This is a genomic window from Ornithinimicrobium kibberense (assembly GCF_006519705.1).
GTDB lineage: Bacteria > Actinomycetota > Actinomycetes > Actinomycetales > Dermatophilaceae > Ornithinicoccus > Ornithinicoccus kibberensis.
Map to the genome: position 1 here is coordinate 1 of NZ_VFXM01000004.1, position 25,199 is coordinate 25,199.

Here is a 25,199-nt window from a genome sequence, read left to right on the forward strand (position 1 = left end):
CAGTCCGATGATGACAGCGTCCACAGCCACGATTGGTCGACTCCTCGGAATGGGGGCAGGCGGTCACGATTGGTGCGCCGGACATGCTATCGCGCTGTGACATCATCGCCGCTATGTCGTCCGTCCTGCTCGTGTCCAGCAACGGCGCAGGCATGGGCCACCTGACGCGGCTGCTTGCCTACTCCCGTCGGATGCCCCGCGAGGTGCGACGGCACGTGCTCTCCCTGTCGCAGGCCGTCCCGGTCGTCGAGCAGGAGGGAATCCCCTGGGAGTATCTGCCCAGCCAGGGTGCGTCCGGACTGCTGCCTGCCACCTGGCGGGCACTGTTCGCCGAGCGGGTCACCGAGCTGCTGCACCGCCTCGACCCTGATGTGCTCGTCTTCGACGGCACCCACCCCTACCGTGGACTCGACGTGGCCCTGGCCGCCCACCCCCGGACCAGGGCAGTGTGGTCGCGACGGGGCATGTGGAAGGCGGGGCGCAACGTCGACCAGCTGGAGAAGGCGGCCTGGTTCGACGCGGTGATCGAGCCAGGGGACCTGGCGGGTCAGGCCGATCGGGGCGCCACCGCCGCCGTACCCGCGGACGACGTCACCCGTGTGCCGCCGGTCACGCTCGTCGACCAGGACGACCTGAGCACCCGAACCCACTCCCGAAGGGTGCTCGGCCTCCCGGCGGAGGGGCCGTTGGCACTGGTCTCCCTGGGAGCTGGCAACATCAACGACACGAACGACGAGATCGGTGCTGCCGTCGCGGCACTCCAGTCCCGGCAGATCGACGTCTGCGTGACCGCGCCGGCGATCGCCGAACGGGCCTATGCGGGTGCCGGCGTGCACCTGGTCCGTCACTTCCCCCTCTCGGAGCACTTCGCCGCGTTCGACTACGCCGTCACGGCAGCTGGGTACAACTCCTTCCACGAGACGTTGCGGCTGGGGGTGCCGAGCATCTTCGTCCCCAACACTCACACCTCGCTGGACGACCAGGTGGGACGGGCACGGGAAGCGGCGCGGCGGGGCTGGGCCCTCTCGACCGACTCCCTGGCGGGCGGTCAGGCCCAGTGTCTGGTCGACGAGCTCGTCGCACGAGGGAACGAACTGTCCGCGCAGGCACGCCGGGACGACCCGGGCAACGGCGCCGCCGAGGCGGCGCGCACCATCCTCGCGGTGGCCTCGAGCTCCCCCTCCCGGCGGGAGGCCCGCCCATGACCGGCTTCGGAGGACAGTCGGCAGCCGCCCGCCGCCGCCAGCAACGCCTCGCCCGGTGGGTCCGTCGAGCCCCAGGCTGGCACCACATGACGGACACCGTGCTGCCGCGGATCAGGACCAGTCCACTTCTCACCGACCTGGCCACCCGCGTCTTCACGCCGGGGGTCGGTGCCGGTCAGGTGCCCGTCGTGCTTCAGCCCGACCGGCACGTTGCTGGTCCTGACGTGCTGCGGCTCCCCGTCGTGGGTGTCCTCGGCCTCGGGCTCACCCCTGTCCAGGCGGCACAGCTCGTCGACCACGTGGCCGAGCTTCAGGAGGAGTGCCTCTCCTTCCGGCCCGTCCTCGTGCTCGACCGCCCGGTGTTCAACGAGGCGCGGGCGCACGGATATGTCCTCGAGCACGTCGTCCCGAGCGATACCTGGGCGGCCGGTGGCTGGACCGCCGACGGTGTGCCCGCCCCCGGATCGTGGGAGAGCTACCTGGCCCGGAGGGTCTCATCGGTGACCGATCGTTACCGGTTGTGGTACATGGCGAGAGCCGTCCCGGTCTCCTCCCACGCCGACGTGACCCTCGACCCGGTCGACATCGCGGTGCTGCGTCACCTGCCGGAGCGGTTCCCCGAGGGCCTTCAGGTGCACCGAGGGAGCTGAAGCGTCCGTGCCGTCAGCTTCTCCCCAGGAGGTGGAACCAGCCCTGGTGCTGGACGGCGCGCACCCGCACGGCTGGCTGCTGCGGGCCGGCGGGTCCCGGGACGAGCCGCCCCCCGCCCCGTCGGACGTCGCGGGCTGGCGCCGGGACAGCACCTCGGTCCGCTCCGGCATCCTGCACCTCCACCCCCGGACGGTTCTCTCCTCCGCACGGTCCGACGCGGGGACGGTGATGCTGGTCGGCCATCCCGTCGACGTCCAGGCCAAGACCACGACAGGCACCGCGATCGTCGGGGGGCTGGCACGCACCTGGGCCGCCGGCGGGGACGACGCCCTGGTCCGTCAGGCCGCCGAGCTGGGCGGACGCTGGACGCTGCTGGCCGTGCGCGCCCCGCAGCTCCGGGCCGCGTGGCCCGCTCCCTGCGACCTGCTCGTCCTCCCCGACACGCACGCCACCCAGCCGGTCTTCGCCGCGACGGCGGACGGTCGGCTGGCCCTGGCCAGCTCCGCCTCCCTCGTGGCGGGCAGCCTCGGCCTGGTCGAGGACCGCGACGCACTGGAGCTGCTCGAGGAGCTGCGCGCGCGCCGTCGCGGGGCGGTGACCTACCTGCCGGGGCGGCGGACGGCCTACGAGGGTCTGGACCAGCTCCTCCCCAACGCCCTCCTCCGGGTCCACGTGGGCCGGCCGGGCGGTTCCGCGCCGACCGTGGAGCACGAACGCTTCTGGCCGTGGCGCGACCGGCGCGTGACCACGGACGCTGCTGCCGCCTACGACACCTTCCGGACCAGGCTGACGGCCCACGTCGAGCTGCTGGCCGGTCTGGGCAGGCCGGCGGTGAGCCTGACGGCCGGGCTGGACAGCCGGGCCACCGTGGCCGTCGCCACAACGACCCTGCGCGAGCGAGACGGCTTCGTTTTCACCTACGTGAACCCCCGGGACGCCCGCACCAAGCCCGCCGCGATGGCCGACGTCACCGGCGCCAGCGCGGTGGCCGCCCAGCTGGGCCTGCCCCACCGGGTGCTGCGGTGGCGTCAGCCCCCGCCCGGCGGCACCTTCGACGTCCTGCACCGCCGCACCTACGCCCCCTTGCTGCCCTCCCGGGGGGCGGCCCACGCCATGTGGGCCGACCTGCCCGGGGACCTGGTGCAACTGCAGTCCAACTGTGCGGAGACCGGCACCACCTTCCTGCGTCGCCGCACCGCCGAGCCTCTCTCCCCGCTCCGGCTGGCCCGCATGATGATGAACGCCACCGAGGGTCTTGAGGATCTGGCGGAGCGGATGTACGGCGGCTACGTGGAGCACGCCGCGATGACCCCCGACCGGCTGCTCGGCTACGACCACCACGACCTCTTCTACTGGGAGCAGCGGATCGGGCGGTGGGGCTGGCAGAAGTTCGTCGACGGCGACCTGGGCCACCGGATCCTGCTGCCCTTCAACGACCGGGTCCTGCTGGAGACGATGCTGTCGCTGCCCTACCCGCAGCGCGAGGCCAAGGTGCTCCTCCACCGCCTGCTCCACGAGGAGCCCCGGGCCCGGCTGCCCAGACGACTGGAGTCGGCCGGTCGACCGCAGTTCCGGTCCGCCGCCGCCCTCCTGCCCGGCCCGCTCGGGCGCCGTGCCTCGGCGGCGGTCCGTCGGCAGCAACGGTCGACGGACCTGGCGCGCCTCTCCTGGGCGCGGGGGTATGCCGTGCTCCCCGCCGCGGCGGGAGCGGGCCCGGCACCGGCGGTCCACGTGCCGGGCGGCTGGTCGCGGGTCCTCCTGCCCGGGGACGGGGCGCAGCTGCGGCACCATCCCGGGCTGGGCCGCGCGACGGCGGGCTCCCCGGACGCCTGGGTCCTCGTGCTGGGCGAGCCGGTGGACGTCGGGGCCGGGCTGGTGGGGGCCCGGGAGGTCGCCGAGCGCCTGCTCGACCTGCTGCACCAGGACCCCGACCGGGCCGTCCCGACCGCGTCGGTGCTGGGTGGCAGCTGGCTCGTCCTGCTCCGGTCGCCGGGAGGCACCGTCGTCCTGTCCGACCCGCTCGTCAGCCTGGGCCTGCACCTGCTGGACGACGCCCGGACCCTGGTGTCGCACGCCACGCTCGCTGCGGGCGGCGCGAGCGAGGCGATCAGGGGCTCCCACGTGCTCTCCGGCAGCCGGCCTCCCGGCACCGGGGCGCTCACCCCCGCGCCGGTCCTCGACGTGGCCGACCCGGGCGGTCACGCCGGGCCCGCCGCCACCCACGGCGCCCGGCTGGCGCGCCACGGCGACCTGCTGCGTCGACGTGGCCCTGCCTGGCTGGGGCTGGACGGCAGCAGTTCTTCCGGTGAGCTGCTGAACCTGCGTCACGGCGGGCCGGTCGCCGGCGCCGTCACCTGGTGGGACCGGCACGCCGACGACCGGGCGGCCGACCGGGCCATCGGGGCGAACCGGGCCGCCGTCGAGGCCGGTCTGGTCCATCGGCTGGTCGGCGTGCACGAGGACGTCGACGGGTCGGCGGGCGAGCCAGGGCGAAGCGCCCGCGAGGCCGCCTCGACTGCCCTGCACCGCACCTGGGGCCGCGACGACCTCCCCGTCCCCGTCGGCGACGCGCTCGTCCAGGCCCTCCCGCGCGACGCCGTCGTCTGGCTGGGCGCCGTTCCCGACGGGTCCCGCGGACGCCCCCGCAGCTGGGACCTCGTCCAGGGGGTCCGGCCGGTGGCGCTGCCGTTCAGCGACCGGCTGCTGCCGCTGCTCCCCCGGGACTGAGCCCGGGGGGACCTCAGCCCCGTCGCAGCCGGACGGTCCTCGACCCGCCGGCCAGCCGGAAGGGTCCGCCGTCGTCGACCACGGCCCCTCCGGTCGCGACCACGCGCACCTCGCCGTCCCGGCTCAGGACCACGGCCGCCACGTCCGGCCGTCCGTCGACCGCCGCGATCACCGCCTCGTCGACGTCCCCCTCCGCGGGGACGTCGAGGGCGGCCCCCAGCCCCTCCCGGGTGGTCGTCGACCAGGGTGGCCGGTGCAGCACGACGAGCTGGTCGGCCCGGGTGCCGTCGGCGGCGGTCCGCAGCGGTGTGGTGTGCGCGCCGAGCGGATCCCCGTCCAGCGTCTCGACGGTGACCGCGAGCGGGAGGGTGCGCTCACCGGTGGCGTGCACCTGCAGCCTGGCCTCCCCCCGCCAGGGCGCCGTCCCGGCGGCGTCGTCCACCTGGCCGGCCGCCCATCCCGCACGTACCCCTGGCACCGAGGCCAGGCGGTCCAGGAAGGAGGTGTGAGAGTAGCGCTCGCGCACCAGGCGTTGCTGCTCCCGGGACCGCTCGCGGTAGCGGTCCGGGGAGGACAGGTAGGCCTGGACCAGCTCCCGGGTCGCCGGCCCGGGCTCCGCGTAGTCGAGCACGTCGCCGAAGACCGGTCGGTGCTTCGGGTCGGCGATCGTCACCACGCCGGAGGCCGCCGCCTCCAGTAGCACCCGGCCGAACGCCTCGTGCCGGTCCGGATTGTCGTGGTAGACGACCAGGTCGAGGCCGCGGACGAACTCCCGGGGGTCGACGGACCCCGCCCGCAGCAGGTCCCACGTCGCTGGCAGGGGGGTGTCCTCCGGGAGACCGGCCTCCACCGCCAGGCGTTTCCACGTCGCCCGCCCGCCCAGCATCCGCACGTGCACGTCCGGACCCAGGTCGTAGGCCTGCAGCAGCTCGGCATGGGTACGGGGGAACTTCAGGGGGTGGTCCCGGGACCACCTGCCCACCACCGGCCGCTCGCCCGGCCCCCGGGCCGCCCGCGCCCCCGGCGGCCTCGACCACTCCTCCACGTCGATGAGGCCGGGGTTGTCCCAGTCCGTCAGCGCAACGTCGGGGTCCTGCTCCCGGAGGACCTCGCGCACGACGGGTCCTTGAGGGACCCACATGGGGTCGGCCCCGAAGAGCTTCCGGGCCCTCGCGGTGACGTCGGCGACGACGTACCGCTGGTCGGTGCCGTCCGGCTCCAGGGGGGTCTGGTTGGCGACGATCAGAAGGTGTCGGGGCCGGAGTGCCTGTCCCGACGTCACGTGCGGCGGGTGCTGGAGCACCGGCGGGTAGCGCACCAGGAGCACCTCGACGTCCACGGCGTCGTCCAGCTGCACCCACTCCACCTCACGGCGCCGGAGCAGCTCCACGACGGGTGCGCACAGGGGCAGGTCCCGGGTGGTCGCGAAGCGCAGGGCCTCCAGGTGCAGGACCCCAACCCGCAGACCGGCCTCCCGCGCGGCACGGAGCTCCTCGAGCATGGACCGCTGCGGACCTCCGTAGCGCCGCCAGTCCCCGGCGAGCACAAGGTCCAGGTCCCGCCGCGGGGCCAGCCCCGCATCCCGGGGGCGGGACCACCGCCTCGGCTCCGGCACCGGGCGGTCCGTCCACGGGTCCAGGTATGCCGTCGCGCCCGCGACGATCTCCTCGTGCCAGGGCGCGTAGAGAGTCTTGTAGGCGTGCCGGGCGCCGTGCCGCCAGCCCCGCCCGAACTCCGAGGAGGAGAGCGTCTCGCCGGACCGCAGCAGCAGCAGGCAGGTGTCCACCGTGTGCACGGCGGCCGGGCCGAAGGCTGCCTCGAGCCGGCGGGCGAACTCGGTGTCGGCCGCTTTACGGGCCGGGTCGAAGAAGCCGACACGGGGCAGGACCAGGTCGACCCGGAACAGCAACGTGGGAGCGGCGAGGACCCGGTGCCGGTAACCGGGACGCACGAGTGAGAGGTCCTCGTCGACCCGGGCCCCCATGGCCCTCGTCGCGATCCGTCGAGGGTCCTCCTCGAGCGCCCGCACGAGGGTCTCGATGGCTCGGGGGTGGAGCCAGTCGTCGGAGTCCAGGGTGGTGAACAGCTGTCCCCTGGCCTGACGGAGGGCGGTGTTCCGCGCCCGGTAGGTACCTCCGTTGACCGCCTTGCGGACGACCCTGATCCGCGGGTCCAGGCTTTCGGCGCGCTGCAGCCACGGCTCGGCGGCAGGCCCGGAGGCGTCGTCGACGACGATCACCTCGAGGTGCTCCCACGACTGCGCCAGCAGGGAGCGCACGGCAGTGAGCAGGGGCGGCCCCGGATGGTAGGTACTGATGGCAACGGTCACCAACGGGTCGCCGTGGCGGTCGGCCCGCGGCGGGCTGTCCGTCGTGAGACGGTCGAAGGGCCTTCCCACGCCGGCGGGGTCCAGCCGCAACGGCGCCAGTCCCGGGCCGCGCAACGCGGTGCCGAGCAGAGCCAGCCAGTCCTCGACCTCTCCGGGAGCAGGCCCCTGGCCAGCGCCGGCCCGGGCCGCGAGGAACGGGTTGGCCAGGTCGGCGCGCACGGCCTCGGCCACGTCCCCGGGGACCTGTGGGTGGTCCAGGAGGGCCGCGCAGCCGGCATGGTCCCGGTCCTGGCAGCGCAGGTGCAGCAGGAGCTGCACCGCCTGGGGGTGCAGCTGGGTCAGCGTCGCCCCGTCCCCCGTCGCGAGCGCCTCCAGCAGGGTGCGCCCGCGTCGCCGGTCGTCCGGGTCGCCGGTCTGCAGGACGAGGACCCGGGCGTACTGCCCGAGGTGGAACGCGTCCATCCCGGGCGGGAGGTGTCGCCCTTCGGCACCGGCGAGCCGGTCGGCGACCCAGGCATCGATCTCCTCCGCGGAGCGGCCCGGCCAGGCGGCCTCGACGAGGACCTCCCTCGCGTGCACGGACCGGGTACGCAGTGCGGTGACCGCGAGGGCGTCGGGGTGGTCGAGGAGGATCTTGTTGCTCGCCGTGTCCTGGCTCACCCGCGGGCGTGTCGCCCGCACCGGCGTCGGCGTCGTTGCTGACATCATCGGCCCCCGGACTCCCGGCGGTGGGTCTCAGCGCCGCTCATCCCGGCGGAGCACCTCGTCGACGGCGTCCTGGAGACGGTCCAGCCGTCCGGTGTACTGGGCCTGCAGCGCGCGGACCGTTCCCACGACGTCCTCCGCCGTGGCGGCGGATCCCACGGGCGCCCCGCTTCCCTCGTTGAGCCGGCGGAGCTCACCGTGCAGGAAGCGGCGCGTCTCCCGTACCCGGCGCACGATGTCGAGCGCCACGAGCAGGACGAAGGAGAGCAGCGCCATCCCGGCCAGGACCACCAGCCACCAGAGTCCCGTGAGCGCTGCCGCGGTGGCAGCCGCGGTGAGGACTGCTCCGACACCGGCTCCGAGGAGGAGGATCTGCTGGGGGCGCACCTGCGACACGCTACCGGGCAGCCTCAGCCCCGGATGAACGCCTCGACCTCGGCGCGTCCCAGGTCGTCGTGCATCTGCACCGGCGGGGACTTCATCAGGTAGGCCGAGGCGCCGACGACCGGGCCGCCCTGGCCGCGGTCCTTGGCGATCTTGGCGGCGCGGATGGCGTCGATGATGATGCCGGCCGAGTTGGGCGAGTCCCACACCTCGAGCTTGTACTCCAGGCTCAGCGGCACGTCCCCGAAGGCCCGGCCCTCGAGCCGCACGTAGGCCCACTTGCGGTCGTCCAGCCACTGGACGTAGTCCGAGGGGCCGATGTGCACGTCGCGGTCGGCGAACTGGTGGGCCACGTTGGAGGTGACCGCCTGGGTCTTGGAGGTCTTCTTGGACTCCAGCCGCTCGCGCTCGAGCATGTTCTTGAAGTCCATGTTGCCGCCGACGTTGAGCTGGTAGGTGCGGTCCAGGGCGACGCCGCGGTCCTCGAACAGCTTGGCCATGACCCGGTGGGTGATGGTCGCCCCGACCTGGCTCTTGATGTCGTCCCCGACGATCGGCACGCCGGCGTCCTCGAACTTCTTGGCCCACACGGGGTCGGAGGCGATGAAGACGGGCAGCGCGTTGACGAAGGCGACCCCGGCGTCGATGGCGCACTGGGCGTAGAACTTGTCCGCCTCCTCGCTGCCGACGGGCAGGTAGGACACGAGGACGTCGACCTGGGCGTCCTTGAGGGCCTGCACCACGTCGACCGGCTCGGCGTCCGACTCCTCGATGGTCAGGCTGTAGTACTTGCCCAGGCCGTCCAGGGTCGGGCCGCGCTGGACGGTGACGCCGGACTGCGGGACGTCGGCGATCTTGATCGTGTTGTTCTCGCTGGCGTCGATCGCGTCGGCCAGGTCGGAGCCGACCTTCTTGGCGTCGACGTCGAACGCGGCGACGAACTCCACGTCCCGCACGTGGTAGTCCCCGAACTGCACGTGCATCAGCCCCGGCACCGTGGCCGACGGGTCGGCGTCCTTGTAGTACTCGACACCCTGGACCAGGGAGCTGGCACAGTTGCCCACACCGACGATCGCCACGCGCACGGACGTCATACATCTCTCCTCGAAGCTCACTGCACGGGGCGCCCGACGGGGCGACCCGGGTCTCGACTCTGCGGGGCGCCCGACGGGACCCCGGCACGGTGAGGGCGGTCCCTGTCCGGGGCCGCCCACCGAGAACGCTCAACTCCCCAGGGTACCCCTGCATTCCGGCAGACCCGTCAGCCGGTCCAGGCACAATGGTCCACGTGAGTTCCTCCCGCACCCGCACCGCCCGCCGCCCCGCCAAGGGGCGCCGCCGACGCCGACCCGGCCGGCTGCGCCGCGTCCTGCTCTGGCTGGTCGGCCTGGCCCTGCTCGTCGTGGTGCTGCTGACGGCGGCGCTGGCCTGGGCCTACGCCCGCACGGACGTGCCCGAGCCCAACGACTTCGCCGAGGCCCAGAGCACGATCCTCTACTACGCCGACGGCGAGACGGAGCTGGCCCGGTTCACCGGCGGCTTCGACCGCGAGTCCGTGCCGCTGGACCAGGTGCCCGAGCACGTGCAGCAGGCGGTGCTCGCCGCCGAGGACCGGTCGTTCTACGAGAACGAGGGGATCTCGCCCACCGGCCTGGCCCGGGGCGCCTGGCGCACGCTGCGCGGGGAGGGCGTGCAGAGCGGCTCGACGATCACCCAGCAGTACGTCAAGAACTACTACCTCACCCAGGAGCAGACCCTGGAGCGCAAGCTCCGCGAGCTGATCATCTCGGTGAAGATCGACAACGAGCAGTCCAAGGACCAGATCCTGGAGAACTACCTCAACACCGTCTACTTCGGCCGCGGCGCCTACGGCATCCAGACCGCCAGCCGGGCCTACTTCGACAAGGACGTCTCGGACCTGACCGTCGGCGAGGGCGCCTTCCTGGCCGCGGTCACCAACGCGCCGTCGCTGTTCGACCCCGACTTCGCCGAGGGCAACGAGGAACGGGCCCGCGACCGGGTGGCCTACGTCCTGGGCGGGATGGTCGAGGAGGGCTGGCTGGGCGAGGGCGAGCGCGACGCCACCGAGTTCCCCGAGGTCGGGCCGACCCCGCCGTCCACGGCGGTCCAGGGGGTGCAGGGGTATGTCGCGCAGCAGGTCCGCGAGGACCTGCGCGAGCTCCTCGGGCTCGAGGACGCCGCCATCGACTCCGGCGGTCTGCGGGTCACCACGACCATCGTCGAGCAGCACCAGGACGCCGCCGTCGAGGCCGTGGACGCGTTCGCCCCCACCGGGGACAACGCCGACGACATCACCACCGCGCTGACGGCGGTGCGTCCCGGGGACGGGGCGATCACCGCGATGTACGGCGGGGCGGACTACCAGCAGACCCAGCTCAACGCGGCCACCGACGCCCAGGTCCAGGCCGGGTCGCTGTTCAAGCCGATCACGCTGGCCGCGGCCGTGGGCGAGGGCATCTCGACGACCACCGAGCTGCCCGGCCCCAGCCCGATGACCTTCGGCACGCCCGGTGGCGAGGTCGAGGTGCGCAACTTCCGCGACATCTCCTTCGGCGTGCTCGACCTGCGGGTCGCCCTCGCCGAGTCGGTCAACACGACCTACGTCCAGCTCAACGAGCAGGTCGGGCCCGAGCAGACGGTCGAGACGGCCGTCGACCTGGGCCTGCCGGAGGACACCCCCGGTCTGGGCGCCGACCTGACCAACGTCCTGGGCACGGCCTCGCCGACGCTGGTGGAGATGACCAACGCCTACGCCACGATCGCCGCCGAGGGCGAGCGGGCCGAGCCCTACCTCGTCGAGCGGGTGGTGACGGCCGGCGGGGAGACCACCTACGAGGCCGAGCCGGAGACCGAGGAGGGGATCGAGGCCGACGTCGCCGCCGACGTCATCGACGCGATGACCTACGTGATGACCCAGGGGTCCGGGACCACCGCCGGAGACCTGGGCCGGCCGAGCGCCGGCAAGTCCGGGACGAGCGAGAACAACGTCTCCGCCTGGTTCGACGGGTTCGTCCCGCAGCTGGCCGCCGGGGTGGTGATGTACAAGGGCGACGGCACCGTGCCGATGCAGGACGTCGCCGGGCTCGACCAGGTCACCGGCGGCACCTTCCCGGCCCAGGTCTGGGGCGAGTTCATGCGCCTGGCCCTGGAGGGCGAGGAGGTGCTGCCGTTCCCTGAGCGTGCGGGGGTGGGCGACCAGATGGTCGTGACCCCCGAGCCCACCCAGGAGGTCGCCCCGACGACCCAGGAGCCGGCACCGACCCCGTCGCCGACGGAGGACGAGACCGAGGACCCCACGACCGAGGAGCCGACGGAGGAGCCCACCGAGGAGCCGGAGCCGACCACCCCTGAGCCGACCACCCCGGAGCCCACGGAGCCGGAGCCCACCGAGCCGGCCGACCCTGCTCCGCCCACGACCGACCCGGCCCCGCCGACCACCTCGACCCCGCCACCGGGGGACGGCGGAGGCGACGGCGGGGGCGAGGGTGACGCCGGCGGGAGCGACGGCGGCGGCTCCGGGGATGGGAGCGCCGGCGACGCCGCCGGGCCTCCCGGCGACGGGGCGCCCACGTCGGCGAGGGCCACCCCGGACGCGTGACCGCCGTCCCGTCCCGTGAGGGTCGACGCCGCGACGTGCCCTGGCGGGTCCCGTCCTGGCGCGACCCGGTGGTCGCCCGGGCGACCGGCGTGGTGGGCGGACCGCTGGGACGGCACGGCGTGGTCGGTCGTCGCGGGTTGGCCGGCGTGGCCGCTGCGCTCGTCGTCCTGGGGGCGGGGATGCTCGCGCTGGGTGTCTGGCAGAAGGGGCACTGCCTGCTGAAGGGCTGGAGCACGCCGGACCAGTTCTGGCGGGCCTGCTACTCCGACGTCCCGGTCGTGCACGTCAGCTCGCCGCTGGCCGACGGGCTGCTGCCGTGGAGCGGCGAGGTGCCCTCGACCCAGCCGCCCCTGCCCGGCCTGGTGCTGTGGCTGCTGGCCCGGGTCTCTCCGGCCGGTGCCGGCCTGGGGGCGCAGCAGGGCGTCTTCGTCGCCTGGGCGCTGCTCGCCACGGCCCTGCTCGCGATCGGCGTGGTGGCGGCGGTCGCGCTGCTCCCCCGGAGCCCCTGGCGGGCCGCCCACCTCGCGGTCAGCCCGGTGCTGGTGACGCTGGCCCTGGTCTCGGTCGACCTGCTCGGCGTGGTGCTCACCCTGGTGGCGCTGTGGGCCTGGCAGCGCAGGCATCCGTGGCTGGCCGGTGCCCTGCTGGGCTGGGCCGTCCTCGTCCGGCCGTTCCCGCTGCTCGTGCTGCTCGCCCTCGTCCTGGTCGCCCGGCGCGAGGGCCACCTCCTGCGCGCCGCCCAGGCCGTGGTCGGGGCCGCCCTGGGTGCCCTCCTGCTGCTCGTCCCCCTCGTCGCCGTCGAGCCCCAGGCGCTGACCGCCGCCGAGCAGTGGTGGTCGCAGGGGGCCGGCTACGGTGCGGTCCAGATGATGCCCCGCCTCGCGGGCTTCCCGCTCGGGACGACGGCCTCCACGTGGGTCGCCGTCGCCGGCTGGGTGGCCGCCGTCGCGCTGGCCGTGGTCCTGGCACGCCGCCCGCGGTGGGGCCTCGTCCAGGTCGCGGCCGCCGCCACTGCGGTGGTGGCCCTCACCGCCCCCTCGCTGTCGGTGCAGTCGGGCCTGTGGGTGCTTCCCCTCCTCGTGCTGTCGGCGCGTCCCTGGTGGGAGCACCTGGTCTGGGCCGGGGTGGAGACCCTGCACTTCGTGGCCACCTGGCTGCACATCGCCTTCGACAGCGACCCGGGCCGCGGGCTGCCGCCGCTGGCCTACGCCGTCGTCGTGCTGCTGCGCGCGGCCGCCTGGGGATGGCTGCTCTGGCGGATCACCGACGAGGAGTCGACGACGAGGACCGCCCGAGCCTGGTCCCCTCCAGCAGCACGGTCCGGGCCGGTTCCGGCAGCCGCGACGCCTCCACCAGCGGGGTGACCTGCTCCTCGACCAGGTCGCGCAGCGAGCGGACGTAGGTGGCCGACAGGTGGTTGGAGTCCCGCCAGACCACGACGCCGCCCAGCACCGGCGAGCAGACCGGGCCGGGGCACACCGCGTCGTTGAACTCCAGCACCGGCATCCCCGGGCGCAGGGCGGCCAGCTCGTCCTGCCCCACCCCGGAACGGACCAGTCCCTCCTCCCGCGGGAACGCGCAGTTGCTCGCCTCGCCGGGGTTGTCGAGGAGGCACTCCGGCATGTCGAACGGCACCCGTGGCACGTCCCGGACCATCCCGACGACGGCGCCCGCCTCCCGCAGGCTGTCCACGCGCCGGGCCATGGCCGCGGCGAGCTCGTCGGGCGGCACGTCGTAGGCCGCCGACGAGAGCAGGACCACGTCCGGGTCCAGCTCGGCGAGCCGTTCGTCGACCCCGGCCTGGTAGGCCGTGCACTGGTCGTAGGTGCCGCCCCGCTGCCCGGGGCGCTCCACCTCCACGCCGGGGGCCGGCGGGCAGGACGACTTGGTCAGCGACACGATCCGCCAGCCGCGGTCCCGCCCGATCTCGTCGAGGGCGGTGATCCACATCCCCGCGTGGCTGTCGCCGTTGAGGGCGATCGTCACCTCGCCGTCGGGGTCGCCGGCCCGGCACACCCCCGGGTCGCTGCCGGCGATGCCCACGAAGCAGCCCTCCGGCTCCATCACCGGCCGGTCGTCGGCGACCTGCTCCAAGGGGACGGCCAGGGTGGGCAGCTCGTCGGGGATCTCCGGCTGCACCGGTGCGGCCGTGGCGGTCGCCTCCGCGTCCGTGGTCGCGGCGCCACCGTCGCCGTCGCCGTCGCCGCCCCACCCCGCGGCGCCCAGGACGGCCGAGGCCAGCGCCCCCTGTCGTCCGGCCGCACCACCGCCGGCCTCCGGCAGCGTCCCGGCCCCCACCGGCGCCCGCACGTCGTCGACCACCTGCGGGGTGCGCCAGGCCACCGTGCCAGGGGTCAGCGACGTCGGCCCGAGCGCGACGACGGTCATGCCCAGCAGCACGCCGGCCAGCGAACAGTTCAGCCCCAGCCGCAGGCCCCGCTGGGTCACCACGCCGGGCGGGACGTGACGGGCCAGCACCCGGCCCCGGACCCGGACCGGCTCCTCGACGTACCGGAACGACAGCCAGGCCGGCACCACGGAGACGAGCACGGCGACCAGGCCCCAGCTCACCGGCAGGGCGTCCGGGCCCCCGGTCCCGACACCGGCGAGGGAGGCGGCGGCCGCCACGAACGGCCAGTGCCACAGGTAGAGGCTGTAGCTGATCCGCCCGACCCACTGCAGCGGCCGCGCCCGGAGCAGCCGTTCGGGGCCCCAGCCGCCGGCGGCCGCCCCGGCGAGGATCACGAGGGCGGTCCCCCCCGTGGGCAGCAGCGCCCAGGTCCCCGGGAAGGGCGTGGCGAGGTCGATGACGAAGAACGCCGCGACGATCATCCCCAGCCCCAGCCAGCCCACGGCCGCCGCCACGAGCCGGGGCAGCCGTGGCCAGGCGGCCGCCCCCAGGGCTACGACGGCGCCGAGCATGAGCTCGTGCACCCGGGTGAAGGTGACGAAGTAGGCCTGCGACGGGTGCGCCTGGGTCCACCACCAGGACAGGCCCAGCGACCCCAGGAGCAGCACCGCGGTCAGGGCCCACACCCACGTGGTGAACACCCTCGCCCGCCCGTGGGCCACGAGCAGGACGAGCAGCAGCAGGATGGGCCAGAGGATGTAGAACTGCTCCTCCACCGCCAGCGACCAGTAGTGCTGCACCGGTGTGGGGGCCCGTTCCAGGTCGAGGTAGTCCACGGACCGGTCGGCCAGGCGCCAGTTGACCAGGTAGGCCGCCGACGCCACGAGGTCGCCGCCGATCTCCCCCCACCGGGTCCGCGGGATGAAGGCCAGGGTGAGCAGGGCGGTCCCCACGAGCGCGGTGAGCGCCGCCGGCAGCAGGCGCCGGGCCCGGCGGGCGTAGAAGCGGCCCAGGTCGACCCGGCCGCGGGCGCGCGCCTCCTCCAGGAGGAGGGCGGTCATGAGGAAGCCGCTGACGACGAAGAAGACGTCCACGCCGACGAAGCCGCCGGGCAGCAGCGTCACCCCGGCGTGCCAGAGCATCACCGCGATGACGGCGATCGCCCGCATGCCCTCGATGTCGGCGCGGAAGTCCCGCGGGACCGGGGGGACCCGCAGGGCATGGCGGTAGGCGCGCATCGCGCGCAGCCGGGCCCGGGTCGGCAGCGCCTCGCTCCCGCCCCCCGGGCCGGCCGTGGTGCCCGCGGTCCCGTCGGGGGCGGGGTCGGGCGAGGCGCGAGGAGGGTATGCCGCGCCGCTCACGTGGCGTCCCGGACCGGTCGGACGGGTCCTCCCGCACCGCGGGCCGGTGCGGTCTCGCGCCGGGCCCGGACCCGTTCCACGAGCGCGGCCAGGACGAGCAGGGGCACGGCCGAGACGACCCACCAGCGGGGCCCCTCGCCCTCCGGGCGGGTCGGCACCGCCGCGGCCGCGCTGAGGGCGAGGTCCTCGGGGGCGTCGGAGACCGCGAGCGCCGCCGCCGTGTCCGCGGCCAGGGCCGCAAGGCGGGGATCGGCGGCCCTCGCCAGCACCCTGACCTCGTCCGGCTCCCCCGCCCGGTCCACCGCGAGGTGCACCGTGCCCCGCCAGGCGTCCTCGAGCTCGATCCGGTCCTCCACCCGGCCCACGACGTCGGCCCGGGTCAGGTCGACCGCGGCGCGGCCGGCCGCCTCCTCGGAGGTCGCGGTCACCGTGGTCGTGGCGGCGTAGACCGCCGGCCGCAGCAGGTCGACCGCGGCGACCGGCACGAGCACGAGGAGCACGACCGTGACCCAGGGGACCGCGAGCAGCGCCGTCGTCAGCGAGTCGGCCCGGGCCCGACGCCGTCCCCGCCGGCCGGGCCGGGCCGCCGTGGCCCCGCCGCGACGCGCGACCTGCGCCGCCGACCGGTGCCTACCCATCCTCCGGCTCCGGGACGTCGGCGGACTCGGGCTGCTCGGCCCACCACCGCAGCAGCTCGGCCCGGGCGGCCTCTTCCCCGAGAGGTCCCTGGTCGAGCCGGACGGCGAGCAGGTGCTGGTAGGCCTGGCCAAGCACCGGGCCGGGCGGGATACCCAGGACCTGGCCGATCTGGTGGCCGTCGAGGTCGGGCCGCACGGCCCGCAGCTCCTCCTCTGCGCGCAGCCGCTCGATGCGGCGCTCGAGGTCGTCGTAGGCGGCGGCCAGCCGGGCCGCCTTGCGCCGGTTGCGGGTGGTGCTGTCCGAGCGGGTCAGCCGGTGCAGCCGGCCGAGCAGCGGGCCGGCGTCGGTGACGTAGCGGCGCACCGCGGCGTCGGTCCACTCCCCGTCGCCGTAGCCGTGGAAGCGCAGGTGCAGCTCGACGAGCCGGCTGACCGCCTTGACGGTCTCCTTGTCGAAGCGCAGCGCCCGCAGCCGGGTGCGGGCCATCCGGGCACCCACGAGCTCGTGGTGGTGAAAGCTCACCCCGCCGCCGGGCTCGAAGCGGCGGGTGGCCGGCTTGCCGATGTCGTGCAGCAGCGCCGCGAGGCGCAGCACCAGATCCGGTCCGGGCACCCGGTCCTCGTCGGCCTGGTCGGGCCGCCCGGCGGGACCGTCCTCGAGGTCGATGGCCTGCTGGAGCACGGTGAGGCTGTGCTCGTAGACGTCCTTGTGGCGGTGGTGCTCGTCCACCTCCAGGCGCAGGGCGGGGAGCTCGGGCAGCACCTCGTCGGCCAGGCCGGTGTCGACCATGATCTCCAGGCCGGCCCGCGGGTCGTCGGCCAGCAGCAGCTTGACCAGCTCGTCGCGCACCCGCTCGGCGGAGACGATCGACAGGCGCGACGCCATACCCTCCATCGCCGCCAGCACCTCGGGGGCCGGGACGAGCCCGAGCTGGGCGGCGAACCGGGCCGCCCGCATCATCCGCAACGGGTCGTCGCCGAAGGAGATCTCCGGGGTGGTCGGCGTGCGCAGCCGCCCGGCCGCGAGGTCGGCGAGCCCGTCGTAGGGGTCGACGAAGACCATCTCGGGGAGCCGCAGCGCCATCGCGTTGACCGTGAAGTCCCGGCGCACGAGGTCGTCCTCGAGGTTGTCCCCGAAGGCCACGACCGGCTTGCGGGAGTCCGGCTCGTAGGCGTCGGCCCGGTAGGTGGTGATCTCCAGGGTGTCCGGCCCGCGGCGGGCCCCGATCGTGCCGAACTCGCGGCCCACGTCCCAGGTGCTGTCCGCCCAGCCGGCCAGCACCGCCTCGATCTGCTCGGGCCGGGCGGAGGTGGTCAGGTCCAGGTCCGGGGAGGAGCGCCCCAGGAACGCGTCGCGCACGGGGCCGCCCACCAGCGCCAGCTCGTGGCCGGCGTCGTCGAAGCGCCGCCCGATCTCGGTGAGCAGCGGCAGGGTGGGGGTCAGGTGGCGCAGGGCGCGCAGCAGCAGCGCCCCGTCGGTGGTCGGCGGAGTGGACATCGCCCCCCAGGGTAGGGGACCGCGCTGGGGGCCGGGCGAAGCTGTGGGCAGCCTCTGGGGCGGGTGGTTACAGTGTGAGGATGACCACCACTCCCCGGCACCAGGGCGTCACCCGACGCCTGCCGTCGGTGAGCGAGACGTCCGCGGGCGGGGTGGTCATCGACGTCCACGAGGGACGGGCGCGCATCGCCATCATCGCCCGGCGCAACCGGTCGGGCCGGGTCGAGTGGTGCCTGCCGAAGGGTCACGTGGAGCCGGGCGAGACCCTCGTCCAGACCGCGGAGCGGGAGGTCGAGGAGGAGACCGGCATCCAGGGGCGGGCGCTGATCACGCTGGGCACGATCGAGTACTGGTTCACCACCCCCTCCCACCGCATCCACAAGATGGTGCACCACTACCTGCTCGAGGCCACCGGCGGCTACCTGACGGTCGAGAAGGACCCCGACCAGGAGGCCATCGACGCCGCCTGGGTGCCGCTGGACGAGGTGCACCGCACGCTGACCTTCCCCAACGAGCGCCGGATCGCCCGCGAGGCGTGGCAGCGCCTGACGCGGAGCTCCTGAGCGCGACGTGACCCGCCCAGCCCGCCGGGACGCGTGGGCGGCCCGTCCCCGCGCGGCCGCCGCCCGCGTCGTCGCCGCGGCGCGACGGGTCCGTCGGGCCGGGACGGGCGCCACGGCCGGGCTGGTCGCCGCCGCGCTGCTGCTGCCCGCCGCGGCCGCCGGCACCCCCGCTCCCCCCGTCCCCGCGGGCCCACCGGGGGCGCCGGGACCCCCGGAGGTCGTCGTGGGCCAGGAGGCTCCCGCCGAGGGGATCAGGATCGTGCTCGACGAGGTAGACCCGGTGGTGCCCCGGGCCGGAGAGCCGTTGGAGCTGAGGGGCCGCGTGGTCAACGACGGGACCTCGCGTCGTCGGCTGACCAGCCTGACGGTGTCGACGACGTGGCAGCCGCTGGGCTCCCGGGAGGCCGTCACCGACTGGGTGGAGGCCACGGACCCCTCGCTCGTGGCCGGACACGTCATCGGGGACGACACCATCGGGCCGGTCGTGGCCCCCGGCCGGGAGCTGCGGTTCACCGTCCGGGTGCCCGAGGGCTCGCTCGCCGGCCTCGTGGCCGACCGGGGGGTCGTCGGCCTGCAGCTGCGCGCGGACGATGCCGGGGCCGAGGGCGTCCCGGAGGGGGTCGAGCCGGTCGGCCTGCGCACCGTGCTGACGGTCTCGGCGGCCGAGGACCCGCCGGAGGTGCCGCTGGGGCTGTCCTGGGTGGTGCCGCTGACCCTCCCGCCCGACCCGGGGCTCGTCAGTCCGGACCCGGACGTACGCAACCCCGCGTGGTACGCCGTCGCCGGCCCCGGCTCCCCGGCCCGCACCTGGCTCGACGGCCTGGACCTGCCCGGCGTCACCTGGATGGTCGACCCCGCGCTGCTGCGGATGCTCTCGCCCGCCGAGACCCTCACCGGCCCGGGGGAGGGCGTCCCCGGCGAGGGACCCGAGGCACCGGAGGAGTCGGAGCGGCCCGACGAGTCGGAGGACCCCCAGGAGTCCGACGGGCCCGAAGATCCCGAGGGACCGGTCGACGACGGGGCGACGGCCACCGCGGTCCCGGCACCGGCCCCGACGGCCGACCTGGGCGCGCCCTCGCGGGAGGAGGACGGAGGCCAGGCCGGACCGACCGACGGTGCGCCGACGACGGCGGCCCCCGCACCCGCCCCCGCGCCGGAGGAGGAGCCGGCCTCGGACGACGACGCCGGCGAGGACGAGGCCGGCGAGGACGAGGTCGATAGCCTGGACGCCGACGACGTCGAGAGCGCCCTGGTGGAGCTGCGTGGGCGGCTCGCCCGGGTCGACGGGTCCCGGCTGTGGTGGCTGCCGACCGACGACCCGGACCTGTCCGCCCTCGTCGATCTGGAGGTCGACGGCGGGACGGCCCACCGGCTGCTGACCCGCCAGCCGGTGGACCCGCCGGCCCAGCTCGTCCGCCTCCTGCGCCGGGGCAGCTCGACGGTGGCCTGGCCGGCGGCCCCGACCCTCCGGACGGGGCAGGTCGCCACCGTCGCCGACTGGTTCGACCGCCGCGAGGACCCGGAGGACGGCCCCGGCTCGGGCAGCGTGCTGGACCGGACGGACGAGGACCGCGTGCTCGAGGCGGTCGTGGTTCCACGTGAATCCGTCACCGGCAGCACGGGCGCCCCCGTCGGTCCTTCGGCCGTGCCGCTGGCGGACGTCCCCGGTGTCACGGCCCTGGGCAGCGACTCCGGGCTCACCGGGCTCGTGGCCGACGCCGGGGCGGACGCCGCCCTGGTCGGTCGGGCCGCGGTGACCCAGCGGCTGCTCGCCGACACCCTGACGGCCCACCAGGAGGCCCCCTGGGAGGCCCGGTCGTTGCTCGTCGCGCCGCCCCGCGGCACGACGCTGCCCGCCGACCTGCTCGAGCAGCTGTCGGAGGGGCTGGCGTCGGCCCCCTGGCTGGCGCCGGTGCCCGCCGCCGACCTGCTCGCCCAGGCGGACCGGGTGGCGCCCGCGACGTTGACCGGACAGGCCCCGGACGGGACCGTCCTGGGCAGCCTCACGGCATACCTCGACCCCCCGCCCTCGCCGCTCGACCCGGGCCGGGTCGCCAGCCTGGGACGGATCGAGCGCGAGCTGGACGGGCTCGCCGAGGTGCTGGCCGACACCGAGGCGCTCCGGTCCTGGCAGCCGGTGCTGTCCGGGCTGTGGTCGACCCGCTGGCGGGACGCGCCGGAGGCCTGGTCGCGCACCTGGCGGGCCCTGCGCGACCTCAGCGCCCAGACCCGGTCCCAGGTGCACGCCAACCCCAGCACGATCAACTTCCTGTCCGACCAGGGCCTCATGCAGGTCACCGTCCTCAACGACCTCCCCGTCGCGGTGCACGACGTCCAGGCCCGCCTGGCCCCCGACCGGGCCGTGCTGCGGATCGTCGACCAGCCCGGACCGGTGTCCATCGGCGCCGGCAGCCGCGCGACCGTCTCCTTCAGCGCCCGTGCGGTCACCCGGGGGCAGACGCAGGTCACCGCCGAGCTGACCACCCCCAACGGGACCGTGCTGGGCGACGACGCGGTGGTCGACGTCCGCGTGCAGCCCACGGGCACCTGGATCTACTGGGTGCTCGGCGGTCTCGCCGGGGTGCTGCTCGTCCTGGGCGTCGTCCGCGCCCTGCGCCGCCCCGGTCCCGACGGGACGGCCCCGGCGTCGACGACGTCGGCAGGCACGACGTCGGCGAGCGCCCCGAGCACCTCGGGCACGTCCACCACCCCGAGCCCCACCCCCAAGGAGCAGCGTCCGTGAGCGGTACCTCCTCGGCGTCCCTGGCCAGGTCCAGCGCCGTCATGGCGAGCGGCACCCTCGTGTCCCGGGTGCTCGGCCTGGCCCGGGCCTCCCTGCTCGCCGCGGCCATCGGCATCTTCACCCCTGCCGGCAACGTGTGGCAGGCGGCCAACACCCTGCCGAACACCATCTACGTGCTGCTCGCCGCCGGCGTGCTCAACGTGGTGCTCCTGCCGCAGCTGATGAAGGGCATGGTGCGCGGCGACGCGGGCCGGGACTACACCGACCGGCTGCTCACCCTGGCGGTGTCCATCCTCGTGGGGGGCACGGTCGTCTTCGTCGCGCTGACCCCGTTGGTCACCAAGCTCTACAACATGTCCTGGGAGTGGGGCGGCCCCGAGCTGTCGCTGGCCATCTTCTTCGCCTACCTGTGCATCCCGCAGATGCTCTTCTACGGCCTGCACACCCTCCTGGGCCAGGTGCTGGCGGCGCACCAGCGGTTCGCCGCGTTCATGTGGTCCCCCGCCCTGGCCAACGTCGTGGCCATCGCCGGGATCGTGCTGTTCATGCGGCGCTACCCGCAGGCGGCCGACCCCGAGGCGGTGCCGCTGGAGACGTGGACGTCGGGGATGGTCTGGCTGCTCGCCGGCTCGGCGACGCTGGGGATCGTCGTGCAGGCGGCCGTCCTCGTCCCCGCCGTCCGCCGCACCGGCTTCCGGTGGAGTCCCCGCTGGGGGTTCCGGGGCGTGGGCCTGGGCTCGGCCTCCCGGATGGCGGGGTGGTCCCTGGCCGACGTCGGGGTGAGCCAGGCCGGGCTGCTCGTCGTCTACAACCTCATGGCCTGGGTGACCGTGGCCGCCCCGACGGCCCCAGCCCGTGCGGCCTACGACAACTCCTTCCTCGTCTTCATCCTGCCCCACTCGCTGGTCGCGCTGTCGCTGCTGACCGCGATCTACCCGGTGCTGTCCCGGGCCGCCGCGCAGGGCGACCTCGCCTCGATGGCCGACAGCACGGCCCGGGGCCTGCGGCTGCTGGGGACCGCGATGGTGCCGATCGCCGTGGGGATGATCCTGTTCGCCCCCTACCTGATCAGGATCATCTTCCCCAGGAACGCCGACCCCACGGCCATGGCACCCATCGTCATGGTGCTCAGCCTCGGCCTGGTGCCCTACGGCGTCTACCTCCTGTGCGCCCGCGTCTTCTACTCCTTCGAGGACGGGCGCACCCCCTTCGGCTTCCAGCTGTCGATCACCGCCGTGCTCCTCGTGGTGCTCGCCGTGGCCTTCACCGGCCCGCCGGAGCGGGCGGCGGTCACGGCGGCCGCCGGCCAGGCGCTGGGCCAGCTGACCGCCGCGGTCCTGGGGCTGAGGGCCGCCCGCGGCCGGCTGCCGGGACTGGGCCTGCGCGAGGTGGGGCGCACCTTCCTCGGGGCGGCGGGGGCTGCGGTGCTCGCCGCGGTCCCGACGTGGCTGCTCCTGCGCCGGCTGCCCAGCGGGTCGCTGGACTCGCAGAGCGTCGGCCTGACCGGGTGGGCGGTGACCGCCGTGTCGCTCGGTGCGGCGGGGGTGCTGTTCCTGACGGTGTATGCCGTGCTCGCCCACCTCCTCGGGGTGCGCGAGCTCGGCGAGGTGGCCCGGCCCGTGCTCGCGAAGGTCCCCGGGGCGTCCCGGTGGCTGGGCCGTGGGCGACCGGAGGGGGCGGTCGCGGCCCAGCAGGCCACGCCGGACGTGCCCGCGGCTCCCGGGACGGCGGCCCCCGGCACACTAGGCTGGGACGACGACGTGGCCCCGTCCGGGGTCGAGCACCGGAAGGACAGCGACATGGACCGGCTCGAGGTGGGCACCGTGCTCGGTGACCGCTACGCGCTCGAGGAGCTGCTGGCCCGTCGTGAGGGCGGCACGCTGGACTACTGGTCGGCCCGGGACGTCACGCTGGGCCGGCTGGTCGCCGTCACGGTGCTGCCTGCGGGTGGGGGGCACGCCGACACCGCCCAGGCGGCCCTCGACGGCGCCCGCCGGGTCGCCTCCGTCGACGACCCCCGGCTGGTCCGCGTCCTCGACGTCGGCAGCGGGGACGGCCTCGCCTGGATCGTCGAGGAGGGCCTGAGCGAGGCCGAGTCGCTGGCCTCGCTCGTCGCCGAGGCGCCGCTGCCCGCCGAGGAGGCCCGCCGCATCGTCGGCGAGGCCGCCGCCGGGCTGGAGTCGGCGCGACGCCGCGGGCTGCACCACCTCTACCTCAACCCCCACTCGGTCCTGCGCACCAGCGACGGCACCGTCAAGGTCTCCGGGGTCGGGGTCGCCTCCGCGCTGGAGGGCACCGACGACGTCACGGCCGACGAGGCGTCCATCATCGACACCGCGGACCTGGTCAGCCTGCTCTACACCGGTCTCACCGCGCGGTGGCCGGGCGAGGAGATGCCCGGGGTGAGCCTGGCCCGCCGGCTGGCGGACGGCTCCCTGCCCGCACCCTCCGAGCTCGTCGGGGGCGTCCCCGGCGACCTCGACGCCCTCTGCCGGCTGGTGCTGGGGTCCGGGGCCGACCTCGGGCGGGCACCGCACACCCCCGGCGAGCTGGCCCGGCAGCTGTCGCCCTGGGCCTCGGAGATGGTCCACGCCCGCCGGCCCCCGTCGCTGGGCGCACCGTCGTCCGGCACCGGTGGCGACCCCTCCGCCGGGCCGCTGACGGGCGCGGCCGGAGCGACCGCCGCCGCCGCGGCCGCGCACCCCGCCGACACCGAGCACCTGCGCTCGGCCGGTGCCGACGCCACCGGCCCACGTCCCTACTACCGGGTCGACGACGGCGACGGGATGGACGACCTGCTCGACGCCGGCGCGGACCGGACCGGGCCGACACCGGTCCAGGCGGGGACCGACCCCTCCGTCGAACCGGACCGGGACCGGCCGTCGACCGCGGAGATGCTTGGTATCCGCAGCACCGGCGAGCGGCCCGGACGCCGGTCCTCCTCCCCGGGTCGACGCCCCGTGGACGACGGTCCGCGAGGGCTGGAGGAGGAACGGTCCACCGGGGCCCAGACGGCTGTCGTGGCCCTGGTCCTCGTCGGCCTCGTGGGCCTGGCCGCGGTGCTCGGCTGGAGCGCGATCCAGGGGATGGGCCAGGACGACCCCGACGATCCCGCCGCCCCCGTGGCCACCGCGCCCGAGGATGCCGCCGGTGCGACCGGGGACGGGGCCGACGGCACCGCGAGCACCGGCGCCGGGGAGGACACGGACGACACCGCGACGCAGACTGCCGAGGGTGAGGACGAGGAGGGCGGCGAGGCCGCCCCCGCCCCGGCCCCGGGCGACGACGGCACCCTTCCGGTCCTGGGCATCACCTCCTTCGACCCCGAGGGCGACGGGGACGAGCGCAACGACCTGACCCCCCTGGCCGTGGACGGGGACCCCGAGACGGCGTGGACCTCCCACACCTACCTCTCGCCCGGCTGGGGCAGCCTGAAGTCCGGCACGGGGCTGGTCCTGGACCTGGGCGAGGACGCCGAGGTGTCCGAGGTCGTCGTCGAGCTCGCCGAGGGTGACATGGGGGCCACGCTCTACCTGGCCGACGAGCCCACCATCGACGGGGCCACCGAGCTGGGCAGCGACGACGAGGCCAGCGGCACCTGGACCGTGACCCCCGAGGACACGGCCACCGGCCGCTACCTCGTGCTGTGGTTCGACCGCGCGTGGACCTCCCCGGACGGGGAGATCGTCGGCGTGCGGGAGATCACCGTCGGCTGACCGGGCAGGAGCTGGCCGGTGCGGGGGTGGACCGAGGTCGACGACGCGGAGCTCATGCGGCTGCACCAGGCCGGCGACCCGGACGCGTTCGGCGAGATCTTCCGCCGGCACCGGGACCGGATGTGGGCGCTGGCGCTGCGCACCACCCGCGACCCCGAGATGGCCGCCGACGCGGTCCAGGACGCCTTCCTCAACGCCTTCCGGCGAGCCTCCTCCTTCCGGGGCGAGGCCAAGGTGACGACCTGGCTGCACCGGATCACCGTCAACGCCTGTCTCGACCGGCTGCGCAGGGTGCGTCCGACGGCCGACATCGACGACCACGAGCCCGTCGAGCCGCGGGACGGCCACCGCGCCGTCGACGTCCGCCTCGACGTGCGGGCCGCCCTCGCGCAGCTCCCCGAGGGCCAGCGGCTGGCGCTGGTCCTGGTGGACATGCACGGCCTGTCCGTCGCCGAGGCCGCCGCCGTCCTCGACGTCGCGGAGGGCACGGTGAAGTCACGCTGCTCCCGCGGACGGGAGGCCATGGCCCGCATCCTCGGCGCTGCGGGCCACGACCCCGACAGGGGCGGGTCGTGAGGGCGCCGGCGACGCGACCCGGGCGGGCCGCAGGCCGGTGCCGTGCCGCGGGAACCCTTCCGACGGGCCGCTCGTCCTACACCCGTGGGCACGATCGGGCCCACCAGCACCGGGCCGGTCCCTCCGGCCGGTCC

15 protein-coding genes are annotated in these 25,199 nt (G+C 75.1%); 9 read left to right on the forward strand and 6 right to left on the reverse strand.

Going from position 1 to position 25,199, the window contains the following annotated elements:
* Positions 1 to 113: 113 nt before the first annotated feature.
* The 3 genes from FJR00_RS04000 (at position 114) to FJR00_RS04010 (ending at position 4,583) form a co-directional block, all read left to right on the forward strand.
* On the forward strand, positions 114 to 1,205 hold the full coding sequence (locus FJR00_RS04000; RefSeq protein WP_141337561.1) for a glycosyltransferase: 1,092 nt from the start codon (positions 114 to 116) through the stop codon (positions 1,203 to 1,205).
* An 86-nt stretch (positions 1,206 to 1,291) separates the two neighbouring features.
* Positions 1,292 to 1,855: a hypothetical protein gene (locus FJR00_RS04005; protein ID WP_141337562.1), complete on the forward strand. Its 564-nt coding sequence runs from the start codon at positions 1,292 to 1,294 to the stop codon at positions 1,853 to 1,855.
* A gap of 31 nt (positions 1,856 to 1,886) precedes the next feature.
* A complete protein-coding gene (locus tag FJR00_RS04010) occupies positions 1,887 to 4,583 on the forward strand; it encodes a hypothetical protein (RefSeq protein ID WP_141337563.1) in 2,697 nt (898 codons plus the stop codon).
* Positions 4,584 to 4,596: 13 nt separating this feature from the next.
* On the opposite strand, the gene FJR00_RS04015 is transcribed toward FJR00_RS04010, so the two are convergent.
* The 3 genes from FJR00_RS04015 to FJR00_RS04025 all read right to left on the reverse strand — a co-directional run bounded on the left by FJR00_RS04015 (position 4,597) and on the right by FJR00_RS04025 (position 9,095).
* Positions 4,597 to 7,572, reverse strand: coding sequence for a glycosyltransferase (locus FJR00_RS04015; RefSeq protein WP_141337564.1), 2,976 nt, complete (start codon positions 7,570 to 7,572; stop codon positions 4,597 to 4,599).
* A gap of 75 nt (positions 7,573 to 7,647) precedes the next feature.
* Positions 7,648 to 8,004, reverse strand: a complete 357-nt coding sequence (locus tag FJR00_RS04020) for a hypothetical protein (RefSeq protein WP_141337565.1) — start codon at positions 8,002 to 8,004, stop codon at positions 7,648 to 7,650.
* 23 nt (positions 8,005 to 8,027) lie between these two features.
* On the reverse strand, positions 8,028 to 9,095 hold the full coding sequence (locus tag FJR00_RS04025; RefSeq protein ID WP_141337566.1) for an inositol-3-phosphate synthase: 1,068 nt from the start codon (positions 9,093 to 9,095) through the stop codon (positions 8,028 to 8,030).
* 194 nt (positions 9,096 to 9,289) lie between these two features.
* Here FJR00_RS04025 and FJR00_RS15945 point away from each other — a divergent pair, with 194 nt between their 5' ends.
* Entirely contained in the window at positions 9,290 to 11,620 is a 2,331-nt protein-coding gene (locus FJR00_RS15945; RefSeq protein ID WP_141337567.1) for a transglycosylase domain-containing protein, read from the forward strand.
* Positions 11,617 to 12,984 (forward strand): glycosyltransferase 87 family protein, encoded by a 1,368-nt coding sequence (locus FJR00_RS04035; RefSeq protein ID WP_141337568.1) that lies wholly within the window; start codon positions 11,617 to 11,619, stop codon positions 12,982 to 12,984. The genes FJR00_RS15945 and FJR00_RS04035 overlap by 4 nt, the downstream gene beginning before the upstream one ends.
* Here FJR00_RS04035 and FJR00_RS04040 read toward each other — a convergent pair.
* From FJR00_RS04040 to FJR00_RS04050, 3 genes are read right to left on the reverse strand one after another with little or no spacing between them, the layout of a single operon-like run.
* The gene (locus FJR00_RS04040; protein ID WP_141337569.1) at positions 12,881 to 15,331 is read right to left on the reverse strand and encodes an acyltransferase family protein; all 2,451 of its coding nucleotides are present in this window, start codon (positions 15,329 to 15,331) and stop codon (positions 12,881 to 12,883) included. The genes FJR00_RS04035 and FJR00_RS04040 overlap by 104 nt on opposite strands.
* Positions 15,328 to 15,969, reverse strand: coding sequence for a hypothetical protein (locus FJR00_RS04045; protein ID WP_141337570.1), 642 nt, complete (start codon positions 15,967 to 15,969; stop codon positions 15,328 to 15,330). Before FJR00_RS04045 ends, FJR00_RS04040 begins: the two co-directional genes overlap by 4 nt.
* Positions 15,962 to 17,467: a CCA tRNA nucleotidyltransferase gene (locus FJR00_RS04050; protein ID WP_141337571.1), complete on the reverse strand. Its 1,506-nt coding sequence runs from the start codon at positions 17,465 to 17,467 to the stop codon at positions 15,962 to 15,964. The genes FJR00_RS04045 and FJR00_RS04050 overlap by 8 nt, the downstream gene beginning before the upstream one ends.
* A gap of 80 nt (positions 17,468 to 17,547) precedes the next feature.
* Between FJR00_RS04050 and FJR00_RS04055 the strand changes: the two genes are divergently transcribed.
* From FJR00_RS04055 to sigM, 4 genes are read left to right on the forward strand one after another with little or no spacing between them, the layout of a single operon-like run.
* Positions 17,548 to 18,030, forward strand: a complete 483-nt coding sequence (locus tag FJR00_RS04055) for an NUDIX hydrolase (RefSeq protein WP_075959240.1) — start codon at positions 17,548 to 17,550, stop codon at positions 18,028 to 18,030.
* 7 nt (positions 18,031 to 18,037) lie between these two features.
* Complete coding sequence (locus FJR00_RS04060) at positions 18,038 to 20,773, forward strand: DUF6049 family protein (protein ID WP_141337572.1); 2,736 nt, start codon at positions 18,038 to 18,040, stop codon at positions 20,771 to 20,773.
* Positions 20,770 to 24,489, forward strand: a complete 3,720-nt coding sequence (locus FJR00_RS04065; RefSeq protein WP_141337573.1) for a murein biosynthesis integral membrane protein MurJ — start codon at positions 20,770 to 20,772, stop codon at positions 24,487 to 24,489. The genes FJR00_RS04060 and FJR00_RS04065 overlap by 4 nt, the downstream gene beginning before the upstream one ends.
* Positions 24,490 to 24,507: 18 nt before the next feature.
* Positions 24,508 to 25,065, forward strand: coding sequence for an RNA polymerase sigma factor SigM (sigM, locus tag FJR00_RS04070; RefSeq protein WP_272949565.1), 558 nt, complete (start codon positions 24,508 to 24,510; stop codon positions 25,063 to 25,065).
* Positions 25,066 to 25,199 lie beyond the last annotated feature (134 nt).